The 19,174-nt window shown below is 57.0% G+C and carries 21 protein-coding genes; 9 read left to right on the top strand and 12 right to left on the bottom strand.

What is annotated here, in order from left to right; translation table 11 throughout:
- Positions 1–6: 6 nt before the first annotated feature.
- From proW to BM007_RS09255, 7 genes are all read right to left on the bottom strand, one after another.
- Positions 7–1,077, bottom strand: coding sequence for a glycine betaine/L-proline ABC transporter permease ProW (gene proW / locus BM007_RS09285; protein ID WP_024907686.1), 1,071 nt, complete (start codon positions 1,075–1,077; stop codon positions 7–9).
- Positions 1,070–2,272 carry a glycine betaine/L-proline ABC transporter ATP-binding protein ProV gene (gene proV / locus BM007_RS09280; RefSeq protein ID WP_024907685.1) on the bottom strand — a complete coding sequence of 401 codons (1,203 nt, stop codon included), beginning with the start codon at positions 2,270–2,272 and terminating at the stop codon, positions 1,070–1,072. The genes proW and proV overlap by 8 nt, the downstream gene beginning before the upstream one ends.
- Positions 2,273–2,603: 331 nt before the next feature.
- Positions 2,604–3,563, bottom strand: coding sequence for a class 1b ribonucleoside-diphosphate reductase subunit beta (gene nrdF / locus BM007_RS09275; RefSeq protein ID WP_090418346.1), 960 nt, complete (start codon positions 3,561–3,563; stop codon positions 2,604–2,606).
- Between the two features lie 9 nt (positions 3,564–3,572).
- The gene (nrdE, locus tag BM007_RS09270; RefSeq protein ID WP_090418343.1) at positions 3,573–5,717 is read right to left on the bottom strand and encodes a class 1b ribonucleoside-diphosphate reductase subunit alpha; all 2,145 of its coding nucleotides are present in this window, start codon (positions 5,715–5,717) and stop codon (positions 3,573–3,575) included.
- A complete protein-coding gene (nrdI, locus tag BM007_RS09265) occupies positions 5,690–6,100 on the bottom strand; it encodes a class Ib ribonucleoside-diphosphate reductase assembly flavoprotein NrdI (protein ID WP_024907682.1) in 411 nt (136 codons plus the stop codon). Before nrdI ends, nrdE begins: the two co-directional genes overlap by 28 nt.
- A complete protein-coding gene (gene nrdH, locus BM007_RS09260) occupies positions 6,097–6,336 on the bottom strand; it encodes a glutaredoxin-like protein NrdH (protein WP_008502570.1) in 240 nt (79 codons plus the stop codon). The genes nrdI and nrdH overlap by 4 nt, the downstream gene beginning before the upstream one ends.
- A 252-nt stretch (positions 6,337–6,588) precedes the next feature.
- A complete protein-coding gene (locus BM007_RS09255) occupies positions 6,589–6,915 on the bottom strand; it encodes an ElaB/YgaM/YqjD family protein (RefSeq protein WP_008502569.1) in 327 nt (108 codons plus the stop codon).
- A 160-nt stretch (positions 6,916–7,075) separates the two neighbouring features.
- On the opposite strand from BM007_RS09255, the gene BM007_RS09250 reads away from it, so the two are divergent.
- Positions 7,076–7,420: a DUF2002 family protein gene (locus BM007_RS09250; RefSeq protein WP_024907681.1), complete on the top strand. Its 345-nt coding sequence runs from the start codon at positions 7,076–7,078 to the stop codon at positions 7,418–7,420.
- Positions 7,421–7,452: 32 nt separating this feature from the next.
- Here BM007_RS09250 and alaE read toward each other — a convergent pair whose 3' ends face one another.
- On the bottom strand, positions 7,453–7,902 hold the full coding sequence (gene alaE / locus BM007_RS09245) for an L-alanine exporter AlaE (protein WP_008502567.1): 450 nt from the start codon (positions 7,900–7,902) through the stop codon (positions 7,453–7,455).
- Positions 7,903–8,396: 494 nt separating this feature from the next.
- On the opposite strand from alaE, the gene stpA reads away from it, so the two are divergent.
- Positions 8,397–8,801 (top strand): DNA-binding protein StpA, encoded by a 405-nt coding sequence (stpA, locus tag BM007_RS09240; protein WP_024907680.1) that lies wholly within the window; start codon positions 8,397–8,399, stop codon positions 8,799–8,801.
- 38 nt (positions 8,802–8,839) lie between these two features.
- Here the strand turns inward: stpA and BM007_RS09235 are convergent, their stop codons facing one another.
- The 3 genes from BM007_RS09235 to BM007_RS09225 form a co-directional block, all read right to left on the bottom strand.
- Positions 8,840–9,019, bottom strand: coding sequence for a YodC family protein (locus BM007_RS09235; RefSeq protein ID WP_023308920.1), 180 nt, complete (start codon positions 9,017–9,019; stop codon positions 8,840–8,842).
- 79 nt (positions 9,020–9,098) lie between these two features.
- Positions 9,099–9,620, bottom strand: coding sequence for a rhodanese family protein (locus tag BM007_RS09230; protein ID WP_090418340.1), 522 nt, complete (start codon positions 9,618–9,620; stop codon positions 9,099–9,101).
- Between the two features lie 9 nt (positions 9,621–9,629).
- Positions 9,630–9,929, bottom strand: coding sequence for an ArsR/SmtB family transcription factor (locus tag BM007_RS09225; protein WP_090418337.1), 300 nt, complete (start codon positions 9,927–9,929; stop codon positions 9,630–9,632).
- Positions 9,930–10,110: 181 nt separating this feature from the next.
- Between BM007_RS09225 and BM007_RS09220 the strand changes: the two genes are divergently transcribed.
- Positions 10,111–10,269, top strand: a complete 159-nt coding sequence (locus tag BM007_RS09220) for a YqaE/Pmp3 family membrane protein (protein WP_032645235.1) — start codon at positions 10,111–10,113, stop codon at positions 10,267–10,269.
- Here the strand turns inward: BM007_RS09220 and BM007_RS09215 are convergent.
- Positions 10,266–11,195 carry a LysR substrate-binding domain-containing protein gene (locus tag BM007_RS09215; protein WP_090418334.1) on the bottom strand — a complete coding sequence of 310 codons (930 nt, stop codon included), beginning with the start codon at positions 11,193–11,195 and terminating at the stop codon, positions 10,266–10,268. The genes BM007_RS09220 and BM007_RS09215 overlap by 4 nt on opposite strands.
- A 320-nt stretch (positions 11,196–11,515) precedes the next feature.
- Between BM007_RS09215 and BM007_RS09210 the strand changes: the two genes are divergently transcribed.
- The 6 genes from BM007_RS09210 (at position 11,516) to BM007_RS09185 (ending at position 19,110) form a co-directional block, all read left to right on the top strand.
- Positions 11,516–12,121, top strand: coding sequence for an ankyrin repeat domain-containing protein (locus tag BM007_RS09210; protein ID WP_090418331.1), 606 nt, complete (start codon positions 11,516–11,518; stop codon positions 12,119–12,121).
- 106 nt (positions 12,122–12,227) lie between these two features.
- Positions 12,228–13,769 (top strand): acyl-CoA synthetase FdrA, encoded by a 1,542-nt coding sequence (fdrA, locus tag BM007_RS09205; protein ID WP_090418328.1) that lies wholly within the window; start codon positions 12,228–12,230, stop codon positions 13,767–13,769.
- Positions 13,769–15,184 (top strand): YlbE family protein, encoded by a 1,416-nt coding sequence (locus tag BM007_RS09200; protein WP_175557796.1) that lies wholly within the window; start codon positions 13,769–13,771, stop codon positions 15,182–15,184. The genes fdrA and BM007_RS09200 overlap by 1 nt, the downstream gene beginning before the upstream one ends.
- A gap of 11 nt (positions 15,185–15,195) precedes the next feature.
- Positions 15,196–16,776, top strand: a complete 1,581-nt coding sequence (locus BM007_RS09195; protein ID WP_090418324.1) for a xanthine permease — start codon at positions 15,196–15,198, stop codon at positions 16,774–16,776.
- Positions 16,773–17,729, top strand: coding sequence for a carbamate kinase family protein (locus BM007_RS09190; RefSeq protein ID WP_090418321.1), 957 nt, complete (start codon positions 16,773–16,775; stop codon positions 17,727–17,729). Before BM007_RS09195 ends, BM007_RS09190 begins: the two co-directional genes overlap by 4 nt.
- Position 17,730: 1 nt before the next feature.
- On the top strand, positions 17,731–19,110 hold the full coding sequence (locus tag BM007_RS09185) for an amidohydrolase family protein (RefSeq protein ID WP_090418319.1): 1,380 nt from the start codon (positions 17,731–17,733) through the stop codon (positions 19,108–19,110).
- Positions 19,111–19,174: the final 64 nt, after the last annotated feature.

The following is a 19,174-nucleotide window of genomic DNA, read 5'->3' as shown; positions in this document are numbered from 1 at the left end:
TGTTCCTTATTTTGACTTCGTGAAAGGGCGGGTGAGTAACCCGACAGGGCCGGTGGTATACCAGCGACGGTTGCCGCGACTGCGTGAATCAAGACCGACGGCCTGAGTCAGGCGGTCAAGAATAATGGCGAGGATCACGATGCCGACGCCGCCGACGGTGGCCAGCCCCATGTCGAGGCGGCCAATGCCGCGCAGCACCATCTGACCGAGACCACCAACGGCGATCATCGAGGCAATCACCACCATTGAGAGTGCCAGCATCAGCGTCTGGTTAACGCCCGCCATGATGGTCGGCATGGCCAGCGGGAGCTGAACCTTAAACAGCATCTGGCGCGGGCTGGCACCGAACGAGCGTGACGCTTCGATCAGGTCCGCAGGCACCTGGTTGATCCCGAGAATGGTCAGACGAATAATCGGCGGCAGGGCGAAGATAATGGTCACCACCACGCCCGGCACGTTGCCGATACCGAACAGCATGACAATCGGCACCAGATAGACGAACGCCGGGGTGGTCTGCATTGCATCCAGCAGCGGGCGGATAATCTTCGCTGCCCGCGGGCTGCGCGCCAGCCAGATCCCCATCGGCAGGCCGATGACGATGCAGAAGAGCAGGGCGGTCAGCACCAGCGCCAGGGTGATCATCGCCTGCGACCACGCGCCAATCGCGCCAATGGCAATCAGCGAAATCAGCGTGGCGATCCCCATCCCGGCGCTGCCAAACTGCCAGGCGATCAGAGAGAACAGGATAATGGCGACCGGCGCCGGCATGCCCAGCATCAGCTGCTGGAAGCCGTTCAGGATGTAATCCACCGGGATGCGGATCCCCTGGAACACCGGGCGGAAGTGCGTCACCACCCAGTCGATCCCCTCCGTCACCCAGCTGTCCAGCGGGATCAGCGTTTTATGAAACGGATCCATGATGTTGAAGTGTTCTGGCGCAGGCGCGGGTGCGCTGTTCAGCCAGTCTGCCGCGCCGCCGCCATCGGCGGGGGCTGGCGTGGAACCCCACGCGTCGGCGGATTGCGCAGCGCTGTCCGCTGCTTCAGTGGTGCCCCACGGGTTTGATTGATCAGCCATTGTTTGCCCCCTCGCGATCTAAAGCCTGCAGCAGCATCCGTTTTGAGATGATGCCGACGTACTGTTGTTCCTCGCCCACGACCGGCACGGCGCACGGTGCCTGACCCACGTGAGAGAGCAACTCGCTGAGCGGCGTTTCGGCGTCCACGGCAAGCGGAGCGTCAATTAACGCCGCATCGATTCCCCGGTTTTCGCCAAGCGCGGTTTTCAGGGAGTCGATGGAGACAACGCCGACAAATTTATTGCCGCGTTCAACCAGATAACCGTATTCACGGTCTTCGTCCTGCAGCAGCTTAAGCGCCGAGCGCGGGCCGAAGCCTGGCGTTTTACGAATAATGCCGTTTGGCGTTCGACGGGCAATATCTTTGGCGCTAAAGACCTGGCTAATATCCACGCCGCGGAAGAAGGTACGGACATAATCGTTCGCTGGATTATTGAGTATTTCATCCGGCGTGCCGACCTGCACCACTTCACCGTTTTGCATAATGGCAATACGGTCGCCAATACGCATGGCTTCATCCAGATCGTGGGAAATAAAGACAATCGTTCGCTGATGTTTAGCCTGTAATTTTACCAGTTCATCCTGCATCTCGGTGCGAATTAACGGATCGAGGGCGGAGAAGGCTTCATCCATTAATAAAATATCTGGATTAATGGCTAATGCGCGGGCTAATCCCACGCGCTGACGCATACCGCCGGAAAGTTCATCCGGGTACGCATGCGCATAATTTTCCAGCCCGACCTGACGCAATGCATCAAGGGCTTTTTCCTGACGTTCCTGAGCCGGCGTGCCGGCTAATTCCATGCCGAAGGCGGTATTATCCAGTACCGTCATGTGCGGCATTAGCGCGAATGACTGGAACACCATTGCGATCTTCTTTCTGCGCACCTCGCGAAGCTCAGCGTCTGATATTCTGGCGATATCCACGCCGTCAATCAGCACCTGTCCGCGGGTGGGTTCAATCAGGCGATTGAGAAGGCGAACCATAGTGGATTTACCCGAACCGGATAATCCCATGATGACAAAAATCTCGCCTTCTTCAATGGCCAGACTGGCGTCTTTAACGCCAAGCGATAGCCCGGTTTTTTCCAGAATTTGCTCTTTCGTAAGGCCTTTTTCAATATATTTGAATGCGCGCTGCGGATGCTCGCCAAATACTTTATAAAGATTTTTCACTTCTAATTTAATTGCCATGCAATAGAGAGTGTCCTGTTATTTGTTTATGTCGATATGATTACCATGGTAAATTGTTAACGGGCATAACCCTAACATACTGAGAATCTGAGACAACCCTGGGTTTGCTTATGACGTGAATTTTCAGGGAAGCGAAACGGCTGAATTTCCCATGAATAAAGGGCTGAGAGCGTTTTGAATTTTTCTCAATTTTTTGCTGCTGCATCGGGGAATTTCGCCTGGATCGGAATGATTCAGGCGAATATGACTCGGAAATGACAGTGTAGTTGCTTTGTAAATATTAGAGAGGAAATTGTTGGGTTTATATTAAATTAACGAACGTTAACGTTCATTAAAAATCCCAGTCTTCATCCTCGGTTTCCACCGCTTTGCCCATCACGTACGACGAACCCGACCCGGAGAAGAAATCGTGGTTTTCGTCGGCGTTGGGCGACAGCGCGGACAGAATCGCCGGGTTCACCTCCGCCATCTCCGGTGGGAAAAGTGCGTCGTATCCCAGGTTCATCAGCGCCTTATTGGCGTTGTAGCAGAGGAAGGCCTTCACGTCTTCCTCCCAGCCGGTGCCGGCGTACAGTTCCTCGGTATAGCTCAGCTCGTTGTCGTACAGATCCATCAGCAAATCGAGCGCAAAGCCTTTAAGCTCCTCGCGCTTTGCCTCGCTGACTTTCTCCAACCCTTTCTGATACTTATAGCCGATGTAATACCCGTGCACCGCTTCATCACGAATGATGAGCCGAATCAAATCGGCGGTGTTGGTGAGCTTGCCCCGGCTCGACCAGTACATGGGCAGCCAGAACCCGGAATAGAAGAGGAACGATTCCAGGAACACGCTGGCGATCTTCTTCTTCAGCGGCTCGTCGGCCCGATAATACGTCAGCACCAGCTCCGCCTTTGTCTGCAATGACTCGCTCGCTTCACTCCAGGCATAGGCCGCGTCGACGTCTTTGGTCTGGCACAAGGTGGAGAAAATCGAGCTGTAGGAGCGGGCGTGCACCGCCTCCATAAAGCTGATGTTCGACATCACCGCCTCTTCGTGCGGTGTCAGCGCGTCACTCATCAGCGCCGGTGCGCCGACGGTATTTTGAATGGTGTCGAGCAGCGTCAGGCCGGTAAAAACGCGGATCGTCAGCTGCTGCTCGGCGTGGCTCAGCGTTTGCCAGGCCGGAATATCGTTGGAGAGCGGGACCTTTTCCGGCAGCCAGAAGTTGCTGGTCAGGCGGTTCCACACCTCCAGGTCTTTGTCGTCCTGGATTTTGTTCCAGTTAACGGCACTCACGCGTGACAGTTTCATCCTTTCTCCTTACAGCGCGCAGGACACGCAGCCTTCAATTTCGGTGCCTTCCAGCGCAAGCTGGCGCAGGCGAATGTAGTAGAGCGTTTTGATGCCTTTCTTCCAGGCGTAGATCTGCGCTCTGTTGATATCCCGCGTGGTGGCGGTATCCGGGAAGAACAGCGTCAGCGACAGCCCCTGATCCACGTGTTTTGTCGCCTCCGCGTAGGTATCGATGATTTTTTCAGGCCCGATCTCATACGCGTCCTGATACAGCGCCAGGTTCTCATTGGTCATAAACGGGGCAGGGTAGTAAACGCGCCCGGTTTTGCCTTCTTTGCGAATTTCAATTTTCGATACGATCGGGTGAATGCTCGAGGTGGCGTGATTGATATAGGAGATCGAACCGGTTGGCGGCACCGCCTGCAGGTTCTGGTTGTAGATGCCGTAGCGCATCACGTCGTCACGCAGCTGCTGCCACATCTCACGCGTCGGGAGGGTAATCCCCGCGCGAGCAAACAGTTCGCGCACTTTTTCGGTTTTCGGCTGCCAGTTGCCTTCCAGATACTGGCTGAAATATTCCCCGCTGGCGTAGCGGGACTGCTCAAAGCCCGCGAAGCGCTGATCGCGCTCGCGCGCCAGCATCATTGAGGTGTGCAGCGCGTGCCAGGTGACGGTGTAAAAATAGAGGTTGGTGAAGTCCAGTCCTTCCGGACTGCCGTAGGCGATGCCTTCCCTCGCCAGATAGCCGTGGAGGTTCATCTGCCCCAGCCCGATGGCGTGCGACGCGGCGTTGCCCGCTTCAATAGACGGCACGCTGCGGATGTGGCTCATGTCCGACACCGCCGTCAGCCCGCGAATGGCGGTTTCTATCGTGCGGCCAAAGTCGGGTGAATCCATGGTGTGGGCGATATTCAGCGACCCGAGGTTACAGGAGATGTCTCTGCCGATCTCCGCGTAGTCCAGGTTTTCGTCGTAGGCTGACGCGCTATTGACCTGCAAAATCTCCGAGCACAGGTTGCTCATGTTGATGCGCCCGGCAATCGGGTTCGCGCGGTTCACCGTATCCTCAAACATGATGTACGGATAGCCGGACTCAAACTGAATTTCGGCAAGCATCTGGAAGAAATCGCGGGCGTTGATGGTTTTTTTGCGAATGCGATCGTCGGCCACCAGTTCGTCGTAGAGCTCGCTGATGGCCACGTCGCCAAAGGCCTTGCCGTAAATTCGCTCGATGTCATACGGCGAGAAGAGCGCCATCTCGGCATTCTCTTTGGCGAGCTTAAAGGTGACATCCGGGATCACCACCCCCAGCGACAGGGTTTTGATACGGATTTTTTCGTCGGCGTTTTCGCGTTTGGTATCGAGAAAACGCAGAATGTCCGGATGGTGCGCGTGCAGGTAAACCGCGCCCGCGCCCTGGCGCGCGCCAAGCTGGTTGGCGTAGGAGAACGCATCTTCCAGCATCTTCATCACCGGGATCACGCCGGAGGACTGGTTTTCGATGCGCTTGATCGGCGCGCCCGCTTCACGCAGGTTAGAGAGCAGAAACGCCACGCCGCCGCCGCGTTTGGAAAGCTGCAGCGCCGAGTTCACCGCGCGGCCAATCGACTCCATATTGTCTTCGATGCGCAGCAGGAAGCAGGAGACCAGCTCACCGCGCTGGGCCTTGCCGCAGTTGAGAAAGGTTGGCGTGGCGGGCTGGAAGCGTCCGGAGAGGATCTCGTCGGTGAGCTGCTCCGCCAGCGCTTCATTACCCTGCGCCAGGGTCAGCGCGACCATCACCACGCGGTCTTCAAAGCTTTCTAAGTAGCGTTTACCGTCGAAGGTCTTCAGGGTATAGCTGGTGTAGTATTTCCACGCGCCAAGGAACGTCTGGAAACGAAAGCCGCTGGCATGGGCGCGTTCAAACAGCTTCACGACGAAGGCGCGTTCATAGCGGGTGAGGACGCGCGCGTCGTAGTAGCCCTCGTTAACCAGATAGTCGAGACGTTCATTCTGGCTTGCAAAAGTCACGCTGTTGGGCCGCACGTGGGCGGCAAAAAAGGCATCCACCGCCTCACGGTCTTTATTAAACTGAATGCGTCCCTCCCGGTCATAGAGGTTAAGCATGGCGTTTAATGCGTGGTAATCCGGCGTCGCCTGCATTACCCGTTCTGCGGTTGTCGTTGCCAAAATTCGTTCACTCCTTTACGCACGTTTTCGACGTCCTGCTGCGTCCCCATCAGCTCAAAGCGATAGAGATACGGCACGCCGCACTTTTGAGAGATGACATCTCCGGCGCGGCCAAAGGCATCGCCGAAATTGCGATTCCCCGCCGCAATGACGCCGCGGATCAACTCCCGGTTATGGGGATCGTTCAGAAAGCGGATCACCTGGCGAGGCACAGCGCCCGCCGTACCGCCTCCGCCATAGCTGGGCACCACCAGAATGTAAGGTTCCTCTACCCGGATCCGCTCCCGCTCGTTAAGGGGAATGCGCACCGCAGGCAGCCCGACGCGCTCAATAAAGCGGAGCGTGTTTTCCGAGCTGCTGGAGAAGAACACCAGTCTGCTCATGCCCGTGCGGCCTGCGCGGCGATGCGGTTGATCATGTCCGGGCGGAAGCCAGACCAGCTGGTCTCCCCGGCCACCACCACCGGAAGCTGACGGAAACCCTGCGCGCGAAGGGTATCGGCGGCCTCGGGCTGCTGGTCAATATTCACCATCTCAAACGCCACGCCGCGGCTTTCCATTGCCCGTTTGGTCGCGTGGCACTGAACACAATCGTTACGAGTGTAAATAATAATGCTCATGATTCGTATTTCCATTTAAAATGAGAGAACGGCGCGAGTCATCGCGTCAGGTTGTGTGTGTCTTGCTAAAAGGAATACTAGATGTAGTTGTCTTAAGTTTCAACCATACAAGATATGGGAAATTTAGATTGATGTTGTCCCGATGATGAGCACAGCGGGGCAGGGCAGGCTATACGGGTTTTACAGGCGAGAAGGCAAAGAAAAGCCCCGGCAGCCACTGACCACCGGGGCAGATAACGGTGCGTGAGCGGGTTATTTACGCAGGCTAAGCAGAGCGCCCACAAAGATACCGACGGCCGCTACCGTGCCGAGCGTACAGAGCGGTTTCTCGCGCACGAAGGTCGTTGCGCAGCTGACCGCATCGCAGGCAGCCTGTGTCGTACGCGTGCGGCCGTTTAAGCGTGCGCGGGTTTCACGGAGCAGAGACTGAGCCTTACGTTTTGCGGCATCCGCTTCGTCCTTCGCGTCACTTCCCCAGGACTTCAGCACCTCTTCGAGCGTGTCCGCTAATTGGCTGACATCATTACGAATATCCTGAGCGTCGTCATTAATATCGTTTCGGTTCGGTCTGTTAAACATACGATCCTCCGTAATTTTGTGTTCCCGTTCAGTTTAGTTCAGAAATTTAATATCTGAAGCGCATCACGCGTTATCCGGCAGTTTATGGATTATTCTGAAAGCCCTGCTAATGCTGAATACTGTAAGGTTGCCGGGCAGGAAAAGATAACGAGGAAAAGATATGTATTTACGACCTGATGAGGTGGCGCGCGTTCTTGAAAAAGAGGGATTCACCATGGATGAGGTGACACCAAAAGCGTATGGATATCGCCGTGGCGATAATTATGTTTACGTTAATCGTGAAGCAAGAATGGGACGTACCGCTCTCATTATTCACCCGACGCTGAAAGACAGAAGTCTGTCATTTGCTGAGCCTGCCTCGGATATTAAAACCTGCGATCACTATCAGCAATTTCCGCTCTATTTGGGCGGTGAACGGCATGAGCATTATGGTATTCCGCATGGCTTCAGCTCACGCATGGCGCTGGAGCGGTTTTTGAAGGGACTGTTTGGCGACGTACAGTAAATTCGCGACTGGCGTGCGCCAGTCGCTTCACATCACGCTTTTGCCTGACTGTACTGGCTGACTTTAAACAGGCGGCGGCAGTAGTCGAGGAAATAGCCGTAAACCGCACCCATCAGCATTGAAATCACAATATTCGAACTGACCGCCGCAGCGATCTGGTGCCAGTCTGCACCCACTGTCAGCAGAATGGCCACGTAAACCGGCGACTGGAACGTCACATAGGCCAGAACGTCCGCCAGGTTTTTCACCCAGCCTGCGGGGCTGATACGACGCGCAAAACGCATGACGGCATCGCGGTATAAGCCGTAAGGCCATGCAATAATTATATTGACCGGGATCGCCACCAGACGAGAAGAAAGTGACTGCTCGAAGGACATTCCGGAGAGGAATATTTCGATCAGCATGTTCACAACGGAACAGTAGACAACCATCGCGAAAGTATCCGCCACGGCATGGCGAAGGCGTGATTGCGGTGAGAACATGTCTGAACTCCTTGAGAAGAACACAAAAGAAACGATTTTCCTGAAGCGATTAGTTCTTTAGGTTGGTTTGCTTGACGTGTATAGCGTATATCTCTGCGTTTGAACTAACAACTAGTGATTAATTTTTATTTAATCGCCTTTTGTCCACAAAATTCTCTAAAAGTGATTGTTTTTTATCCGGTTCGTTATAATCTGTCTCGATTGGCTGTTTTTTCAGGTAAATCAGATGGTTGGTGTTTATGGCGCCAGGGGGAGAATCGTTCCTCTTGTGCGAGGCGTAGAATGCTGAAATTTTGATTAAAGTTGACCATTTATATTGATGCGATGATTGAATCCATGCATATCCCGCAGGCGTTATAAGATAATATTCGCAGTGATATTTAAACATATTTACCCTACAGGCAGGGCGCCCCCACGGGTAGATATTTCAGCGGAAATGAATTATTCTGTCGACGATTTATCTATTTACCCTAAAGAGAAGGTTTTCAAATAATATGTCTTTGACGTTACAGAATCTTAATAATATCCGAACTCTGCGCGCCATGGCGCGTGAATTATCCCTGGACGTTCTTGAGGAAACGCTGGAAAAGGTCAGGGTCGTTACTGAAGAGAAACGGAGTGAGCTGGCGGAATTAGAGCAGCAGCGTGCTGAACAGCAGGAAAAAATTAATGCCCTGCTGGAACTGATGAAAGCCGATGGTATTTCACCGACTGACCTTCTGGGCTCTGAAAGGGCGCTGACGGGTAATCCAGCGAAAAAGCGCAAGCCGCGTGAAGCAAAATATCGTTTTATTGACCAGAACGGTGAAGAGAAAACGTGGACCGGCCAGGGCCGCACGCCGAAGCCTATTGCCAACGCGCTGGCAAACGGTAAATCGCTGGATGATTTTCTGATCTGACAGGTGAGCCGGGCGGTACACGCCGCCCGGCTGGCTGTTCAGCAGACGCCGAAATCGCCTTCTTCGGTATACGGCGCCACATCGGCAGCTTTCAGAGTATATTTCTCGCCTTGCTCATTGCTGGCCTGAACCGCCACAATGCTGTCACCGTTCACTTCGAGCACTTTGAGTTTCGGGCCGCCTTTACGCGGTTGCACATAATCACCGACAGAAAACATATTACCTCCTCATCGTTTTAGCGATCTTCACCTTAGCCCACGCATGACGCCGGGTACAGTGTATTTCACCGATTACTGCTTATGAGGTACGCCGGTTCCAGGGCATTACCCTGAGCAGTCGCGCCATACCGCAAAAGCCCGTCACACCGGCGAACAGCAGCCCGGCTCCGACAAAACCGCTGAGCAGGAAAAAAGCGCCGGAGACGCTATAGCCCAGCACCACGCCGCAGAGAATGAGCAGCCCGGCAGCAATTTGCACCTGACGCATCAGCGGCAGCGGCTGGGATTTGTCTTCGACGGTCGGCAGCCCGGCCTGCTTCCAGCCCTGAATGCCCCCTTCGACCACAAATGCCTGAGCGGGCGCGGCGGCCTGCGCAAGGCGGTCGGCATTGCCTGAGGTGCGGGCACCAGACTGGCAGTGAAAAATCACCGTATCCCTCGCCTGAGCGTTAAGACCGCCGGGTAAGGTATCCAGCGGCACGGACTGCGCGGCAGGAATATGCTCGCGGGCGTACTCGTCGGCATCACGAATATCAATCAGTTTTGCGCCTTCAGCGATGCGGGCGCTGGCCTCGCGCGGTGAAATAAGGGGAAGTGACATGGCGGCTCCTTACGGGCAATAAAGGATTTTCAGGGTGCTGATGAGCTGATGCACCGCATCGTTTTTAATGAAATAGAGAATGCGCTGCGCGTCGCGGGTGCTGTCGATAAGACCTTCCTCACGCATGCGCGCCAGATGCTGCGACGTGGCGGAAGGACTTAGCCCCGTCGCGCGGGCCAGTTCCCCCGCGCTGGTGCCGGGGGCGCCGCACAGGGTGCAGAGGATCAGCAGCCGACGCGGGTTGCTCATCGCTTTTAAAAGGTTTGCGGCCTGCTCTGCGCTGGCCTGAAGCTGTTCGAGTTCGGTCATTATAGTTTAGCATTTACTTAATTAAGGTAATGCTAAAGTAATTGTACGCATTACGCCAGCGTCAAAAGCGTAAAAGAGGGTAAACGCAGGGGAGAGAACTGGCGCAGACAGGTAAACTGGCTATGCTTAGAGATAGTTCTCTTTATTATTTTCAATGGATTAGCTTGCACGGAGTTTTGATATGGGTTTTTGGCGTATTGTTTTTACCATCCTGTTGCCGCCGCTGGGCGTGCTGTTGGGCAAAGGTTTCGGCTGGGCGTTTATTATCAACATTATTCTGACGCTGCTGGGTTACATCCCGGGTCTTATCCATGCCTTTTGGGTTCAGAGTAAGAACTAAGCGCGCCAGAGTAAGTCGCTGTAGATCCCGGTCAGCACGCCCTGGGGGCCAAACTGCTGTTTGATCCAGCGCGTGACCTGGCCGGTCGCGGCATGCTGCGTGGCGAGCAGCATGCGCGAGTCCTGACGCGGGTTATTGATACGCCGCGTCACCAGCAGCCCGTCTTCCACCGCTTCCCGCGCCATATACTCCGGTAAAAAACCTATCCCTTCGCCCAGGATCTGACACTGGCATTTGGTATTAAAGTCCGGCACCAGAATGGCTTCCTGTCCGTGCAGCAGCCAGCCTACCTTCTTGTTAATGGTATGCGCAGTATCTTCCACCATGATGTTGGGGTACAGGCGCAGCTGGCTCTCCGCTATCGGTTCCGGGACGAAGGCCAGCGGGTGTTCCGGCGCGATGGCAAAGACCCAGCGGATGGCGCCGATCTCGGTGTAGTCAATCCCGCCGCCGTCGAGCAGCGTGTCCGGTGCGCCGATGGCGATATTGGCCTGGTTGTTGATGATGGAGTCCCACACCCCGTTATAGACCTCCGTGGTTACGGTGATCTGACAGGTGGGAAACTGCTTTTTCAGCACCTGCAGAAGCCGCGCGGTATGGCGCGGCGTATACAACAGCTGGTTAATACAGATGCGCACCCGCGCCTCGATGCCCTGTGAGATGGTATCAATCCCGCGCTTGATGGCGTGAAAGTCGTTAAGCAGGTCGGTGGCCTTACGGTAAAAGTAAAAGCCGGACTCGGTCAGCTCAATGCTGCGCGTGTTACGCACAAACAGCACCACGTCCAGCCCGGTCTCCATGCGCTTAATGGTGTAGCTGATGGCGGACGTGGTGACGCACAGCTCGGCGGCGGCTTTGCTGAAGCTGCCGAAGCGTGCGGCGGTAGTAAAGGCCAGCAGGTTCTCTTCGGTAAAGATGGAATTCATATCTCACTCCCTTCAGCCATCAGTTTTGAACATATTTTAACAGCGTTGTTACAACGCATTTGAAGCCGATCACAGTTCTGACTCTTTGCTGAAAGCCTTGGTGCGTAAGGCTTCATCAGGCATAAGCATAATGCAGTCTCGAGCGCTAAAAAGCGGATAAACATAAGAAAAAGGTTGCACAGACGCACGTTTTGACCGGTTTGTTGAATTTAACTCAACAATGAATTGACTGTCGATGAATCATTTTTAAGCGGATTCTTTTATGACCAGGCTGTTGCTATTCTCAGGTCAACAGAAATAAAAACATCAGGAGTCTGAATATGTCTGCAACTGAACTCGTTACTGAATTTCTGCTGGCGGCAGAGGAGGGCAATAGCGATGCGCTAAAAGCCTGTCTGGAGAAAGGCGTGGATATTAACGCCAGCAACCGCCAGAAAAGAACCGCCGTTATTATTGCCAGCCTGAAAAAACATTATGCCTGCGTAGAGTTATTAATTGCCGCCGGAGCGGATATTGATAAACAGGACCAGACCTGCTTTAACCCTTTCCTCATTAGCTGCCTGACGAATGATTTAACTCTCCTGCGGCTGGTATTGCCCGCGAACCCGGATCTCGACCGCCTGACGCGCTTTGGCGGCGTGGGCATTACGCCAGCCAGTGAAAAAGGGCACGTGGAGATCGTACGCGAGCTGCTGGAAAAAACCGATATCAACGTCAACCACACCAACTTTGTTGGCTGGACGCCGCTGCTGGAAGCCATCGTCCTAAACGACGGCGGCGCAAAGCAGCAGGCGATCGTGAAGCTGCTGCTGGATCACGGCGCGAACCCGCACATGACCGACAAATATGGCAAAACCCCGCTCGAGCTGGCGCGGGAGAAAGGCTTCACTGAGATTGCCGACCTGCTGCTGGCGGCGGGCGCATAGCGCATTCGGCCAGCCATTTCCGGCTGGCCGTTAATTCAAAAATATTTTTACCGACGTGCATTTTGCACGACGGCGGCCCCCTTTTATCCGTATTCAGGAGAAAACAATGCCAACCAAAATCGTTATAAAAAAGAATACGTATTTTGATTCGGTGTCATTAATGTCCGTTTCCACCAAAGCCAATAAATTGCCGGGCGTCGACCAGGCGTTTGTGGCCATGGCGACGGAGATGAATAAAGGCGTATTAAAAAACCTCGGGTTATTAACGCCGGAATTAGCGGAAGCCAAAAACGGCGACCTGATGATCGTGATTAAAGGCGACGCGGCGAATGATGAAACGCTGGCCGCTATTGAAGCGTTGTTCACGCGTAAAGAGAGCGCAGGTTCCCATGAAGCTCGCTACGCGACGATTGCCAGTGCCAAAACCCATCGCCCGGACAGCAACCTTGCGGTGATTTCCGTCAACGGCACCTTCGCCGCCCGCGAGGCGCGTCAGGCGCTGGAAAACGATCTCAACGTAATGCTCTTCTCCGATAACGTGTCGCTCGACGACGAGCTGGCGCTGAAGCAGCTGGCGCACCAGAAAGGGCTGCTGATGATGGGGCCGGACTGCGGCACCGCCATCATCAACGGCGCGGGGCTGTGCTTTGCTAACGCGGTGCGCCGCGGCTCGATTGGCATCGTCGGCGCATCCGGCACCGGCAGCCAGGAGTTGAGCGTGCGCATTCACGAATTCGGCGGCGGCGTATCGCAGCTGATTGGCACCGGCGGGCGCGATCTCAGCGAGAAAATTGGCGGTCTGATGATGCTCGACGCCATCGACATGCTGGAAGCCGACGAGGGCACAGAGGTGATTGCGCTGATCTCCAAACCAGCGGCGCCTGCCGTGGCAGAAAAGGTGCTGGCCCGCGCCAGAGCCTGCCGCAAGCCGGTGGTTGTTTGCTTCCTCGGGCGCAATGAACCGCCCGCCGATGAGGACGGCCTGCAGTTTGCGCGCGGCACCAAAGAGGCAGCCCTGAAGGCGGTCCTGCTCACCGGCATCAAAAAAGAGTCCCTGGACCTGCACCCGCTCAACTGGCCTTTGATTGAAGAGGTGCGCGCCCGCCTGACTCCGCAGCAGAAGTACATTCGCGGCCTGTTCTGCGGCGGCACCCTGTGCGACGAGGCAATGTTCGCGGCGCTTGCGAAATTCGACGACGTCTACAGCAACATCCAGCCGGATCCGTCTAAGCGCCTGAGCGACATCAGCGTCAGTCAAGCCCATACCTTCCTCGACTTTGGCGACGACGATTTCACCAACGGCAAGCCGCACCCAATGATCGACCCGACCAACCGCATCAGCCGCCTGCTGCAGGAGGCCCGCGACCCGGAGGTGGGCGTTATCGTGATGGACTTTGTGCTGGGCTTTGGCGCGCACGAGGAGCCGGTCGGCGTGATGCTCGACGCCATTAAAGAGGCGCAGGCAATTGCAAAGGCCGATAACCGTCCGCTGGAAATCCTCGGCTACGTGCTCGGCACCGACCAGGATCCGCAGTCGCTGGCGCAGCAGTGCCAGCTGCTGACCGACGCAGGCGTCATCTGGGCCAGCAGCAGTACCAATACCGGATTACTGGCACGCGAATTTGTCTGCAAAGGGGAGAACGCATAATGACCACCTTATTCAACCAGCCGCTGAACGTCATCAACGTTGGCATCGCGATGTTCAGCGATGATCTTAAAAAACAGCACGTACCCGTCACCCAGCTCGACTGGACGCCGCCGGGGCAGGGTAATATGCAGGTCGTTGAGGCGCTCGACCAGCTGGCGGAAAAACCGCTGGCGGAGAAGATCGCCGCCGCCAACAAGCTTGCGCTTGAGCGCATTATTCAGTCCCATCCGGTGCTGGTGGGCTATGACCAGGCGATTAACGTTGTGCCGGGGATGACCCGCACCACCATTCTGCACGCCGGTCCGCCTGTCTCCTGGGAAAACATGTGCGGCGCGATGAAGGGCGCGGTCACCGGGGCGCTGGTGTTTGAAGGGCTGGCGAAAGATCTGGACGACGCGGCACGGCTTGCCGCCTCCGGGGATATTACGTTCTCGCCGTGCCACGAGCACGACTGCGTGGGCTCGATGGCGGGCGTCACCTCCGCGTCGATGTTTATGCACATCGTTGAGAACAAAACCTACGGCAACCGCGCCTTCACTAACCTCAGCGAGCAGATGGCGAAGATCCTGCGCATGGGGGCCAACGACCAGAGCGTCATCGACCGCCTGAACTGGATGCGCGACGTGCTCGGCCCGATGCTGCGCGACGCGATGAAGATTATCGGCGAAATTGACCTGCGGCTGATGCTGGCCCAGGCGCTGCACATGGGCGACGAGTGCCACAACCGCAACAACGCGGGCACCACGCTGCTGATCCAGGCGCTGACGCCGGGGCTGATTCAGGCGGGCTATCCGGTGGCGCAGCAGCGCGAGGTATTTGAGTTTGTCGCCAGCAGCGACTACTTCTCCGGCCCGACGTGGATGGCGATGTGTAAAGCCGCGCTGGACGCCGCCCACGGCATTGAGTACAGCACCGTGGTCACCACCATGGCGCGCAACGGCTACGAGTTTGGCCTGCGCATTTCCGGCCTGCCGGGGCAGTGGTTCACCGGCCCGGCGCAGCAGGTGATCGGCCCGATGTTCGCGGGCTATAAGCCGGAAGACTCCGGGCTGGATATCGGCGACAGCGCCATCACCGAAACCTACGGCATCGGCGGCTTTGCGATGGCGACGGCCCCGGCAATCGTTGCGCTGGTGGGCGGCACGGTGGAGGAAGCTATCGACTTCTCCCGCCAGATGCGCGAAATCACCCTCGGCGAAAACCCGAACGTCACCATTCCGCTGCTCTCGTTTATGGGCATCCCGACCGCCATCGACATCACCAGAGTCGCGGGCAACGGCATTCTGCCGGTGATTAACACCGCCATTGCCCACAAAGACGCGGGCATCGGCATGATTGGGGCGGGCATCGTTCACCCGCCGTTTAGCTGTTTTGAAAAGGCGCTGTTGACCTTCCGCGATCGCTACTTTTTATAAGGCAAGCATCCATGAAAAACATGAAGCTGGAGTGGAAAAGAGGTGACTGGGCGGCGTATTTCGGGTTGATGACCAACAACCTGACCAATTTGCTGACCATGATGGGGCTGCTCATTTTTGTCGTCGGCATCCCGAAGGAGATTGTTTATGGACGCATCGCGCCGGCCTTCGGGCTGGCGGTGCTGACCGCGAGTATTTGCTATGCCTGGTTCGGCATGCAGATGGCACGCGCCACCGGACGAACGGACGTCACCGCGCTGCCGTCCGGCCCCAGCGCGCCGTCAATTTTTACCGTGACCTTCCTGGTGCTGATGCCGGTCTATCAGCAGACCGGTGATGCGGAGTTCGCCATCCAGATTGGCCTGGTGTGGTGCTTTGTTGAGGCGATGATCCTCGCGGGCGGCTCGTTTTTAGGGGAAACCATCCGCAAGATGATTCCGCGCACCGTCCTGCTGTCGTGCCTGTCCGGTTTGGGTCTGCTGCTGCTGGCGATGAACCCGATGCTGCAGGCGTTCGAGGCGCCGACCGTGTCGTTTATCGTGCTGCTGCTGATTTTCATCAACTGGTTCGGTAAAAAGCCGATCTTTGCCCGCATCCCAACCGGTCTTCTGCTGCTGATTGCCGGCACGGCCCTGGCGTGGATCTCCGGCCTGCAGAGCCCGGAGGCGATCAAAGCCTCCATGTCATCCTTCGGCTTTAACCCGCCGCAGGTGCACGTGGAGGGCTTCCTGCAGGGCCTGCCGCACGCGCTGCCGTATCTTGCCTCTGCCGTGCCGCTGGGGCTGGCGAACTACATCTTTGACCTGGAAAACATCGAAAGCGCCCATGCGGCGGGGGATGAATACCCGACGCGTAAAGTCATGCTGGCGAACGGTCTGGCCTCCATGCTCGGTTGCCTGATGGGGAACCCGTTCCCGGTGACGGTCTACGTCGGCCATCCCGGCTGGAAAGCGATGGGCGCGAGCATCGGCTACACGCTGGCCTCCGGCGTAACCATGTTCATCGTGCCGCTGTTCGGGCTGGGGGCGTTTATGCTCGCCATCATTCCGATGACCGCCATCGTGCCGATTCTGGTGTTTATCGGCGTGGTCACCGCCAACCAGGTGGTGAGGGAAACGCCCAAAGTGGAGGTACCCGTCATCTTCATCTGCCTGTTCCCGTGGATCGCCAACTGGGCGCTAACCATGATGAACAGCGTGATGGGGGCGGCGGGCACGAATGCCGCCAAAATCGGTACCGACGTGCTGCACAGCAAAGGGATCTACTACGAGGGATTAGTCCATCTGGGGAACGGGGCACCGCTCGCCAGCATGCTGTGGGGCTGTATCGCCATTTTCGCCATCATCAACAAACCGCTGCGCGGCGCCGTTGCGGCTGCAGGTGGGGCGCTGCTGGCGCTGTTTGGGGTGATCCACGCCCCGGTCGTGGGCTTTGCCGAAGGCAGTTCGCTGATGTTCGTCACCGCGTATCTGATGATGGGCGGCATGTTTGTGGTGAAGCATATGTTGGATATCTCTGTTAATCCCCCTCTCCCTGTGGGAGAGGGCCGGGGTGAGGGCACCAGAACGCACCTTCTAAAGGAAACAAAATGAAAGAGCTTATGGTTGTCGCCATTGGCGGTAACAGCATTATCAAAGACAACGCCAGCCAGTCGGTTGAACATCAGGCGCAGGCGGTGAAAGCGGTGGCAGAGTCGGTGCTGGAAATGCTGGCCTCCGACTATGACATCGTGCTCACCCACGGCAACGGCCCTCAGGTGGGGCTGGATCTGCGCCGTGCCGAAATCGCCCACGAGCGGGAAGGACTGCCGCTGACCCCGCTGGCAAACTGCGTGGCGGACACCCAGGGCGGCATCGGCTACCTGATCCAGCAGGCGCTGAACAACCGCCTGGCCGCGCGCGGGGAGCAAAAAGCAGTTACGGTCGTCACGCAGGTGGAGGTGGATAAAAACGATCCCGGTTTTACGCGCCCGACGAAACCTATCGGTGCGTTCTTCAGCGAGGCGCAGCGCGACGAGCTGCAGCGCGCGCACCCGGACTGGCGTTTTGTTGAGGACTCCGGCCGTGGCTATCGCCGCGTGGTGGCTTCACCGCAGCCGCTGCGGATTGTCGAGGCGGATGCCATTAAGACGCTCACTCAAAAAGGATACGTGGTGATCGGCGCGGGCGGCGGCGGTATTCCCGTGGTGCGCAGCGAACAGGGCGATTACCAGAGCGTCGACGCGGTGATTGATAAAGATCTCTCCACCGCGCTGCTGGCGCGGGAGATTGGCGCCGACGTGTTGGTGATTACCACCGGCGTGGAAAAGGTGTGCGTGAACTTCGGCAAGCCAAACCAGCAGGCGCTGGACACCGTTAACGTGGCGCAGATGAGGCGTTATATGGAGGAAGGCCACTTCCCGGCAGGAAGCATGCTGCCCAAAATCGTCGCTTCGCTGGAATTCTTACACCACGGCGGCAAACGCGTGATTATCACCTCGCCGGACTGCCTGCCCGCGGCGCTGCGTGGAGAAACCGGCACCCATATTGTGAATGAAGGAAGATAAGATGAGTGAAAACAAAAGCCGCCGCGAGTTTATCAGCCAGAGCGGCAAAATGGTCACCGCCTGCGCGCTGTTTGGCGCGACCGGCTCCGTCGCGTATGCTGCTGACTCCGCAAAGCCACTCTGCGAGACCGGTAAGCCTATGAATATCACCGCGAAACATTACTATCTGGACAACGTGCTGCTCGAAGACGGGTTTAACGTCGACGGCGGCGTGGCGACGAGCACCCGTACCGAGCTGAAAACGCTGGAAATCAAGGACGGGAAGATCGTCGCCCTGCGCGACAACAAAAGCCGTGCCGACGCCACGCTGCCGCACTATGACGCAGGCGGCAAGCTGATGCTCCCGGCGATGCGCGACATGCACATCCATCTGGATAAAACCTTCTACGGTGGCCCGTGGCGATCCCTGAACCGCCCAGCGGGCACCACGATTCAGGACATGATCCGCCTTGAGCAGAAGCTGCTGCCCGAGCTGCAGCCCTACACCCAGGAGCGGGCGGAAAAGCTGATCGATCTGATCCAGTCGAAAGGCTCCACCTTCGCCCGCAGCCACTGCAACATTGAGCCGGTTTCCGGCCTGAAAAACCTGGAAAACCTGCAGGCGGTCCTGGCGCGCCGCAAAGCGGGTTTTGACTGCGAAATCGTCGCCTTCCCGCAGCACGGGCTGCTGCTGTCGAAGTCCGAAAAGCTGATGCGCGAAGCGATGCAGGCCGGGGCGCACTACGTGGGCGGACTGGACCCAACCAACGTTGACGGCGCGATGGAGAAATCTCTCGATACCATGTTCCAGATTGCGCTGGACTACGACAAAGGGGTGGATATTCACCTGCACGAAACCAGCCCGGCGGGCGTGGCGGCGGTGAACTACATGGTCGAAACCGTGGAGAAAACGCCGGAGCTGAAGGGCAAGCTGACCATCAGCCATGCCTTCGCGCTGGCGACGCTCAACGAGCAGCAGGTGGATGAGATTGCCACCCGCATGGCGGCGCAGCAGGTAACCATCGCCTCCACCGTGCCGATTGGCACCCTGCATATGCCGCTGAAGCAGCTGCGGGACAAGGGCGTGTTTGTGATGACCGGCACCGACAGCGTGATCGACCACTGGTCGCCGTACGGTCTGGGGGACATGCTGGAAAAAGCCAATCTTTACGCCCAGCTCTACATCCGCCCGAACGAGCAGACGCTCTCCCGCGCGCTGGGAATTGCGACCGGCGACGTGCTGCCGCTGAACGACAAAGGGGAGCGCGTGTGGCCGAAAGCGCAGGATGACGCCAGCTTTGTGCTGGTGGACGCCTCCTGTTCCGCCGAAGCCGTGGCGCGTATTTCCCCGCGTACCGCAACGTTCCATAAGGGAAATCTGGTCTGGGGCGTAGTGGGTTGATGTGCATTTCTCCCTCTCCCTGTGGGAGAGGGTTGGGGTGAGGGCATCAGGCCGCAGGCAATGC

Source organism: Enterobacter sp. NFIX59, assembly GCF_900113755.1.
In the GTDB taxonomy this organism is placed as follows: domain Bacteria; phylum Pseudomonadota; class Gammaproteobacteria; order Enterobacterales; family Enterobacteriaceae; genus Enterobacter; species Enterobacter pseudoroggenkampii.
Note: the sequence above shows the minus strand (reverse complement) of the source record. Positions and strands in the feature narration are given on the sequence as shown.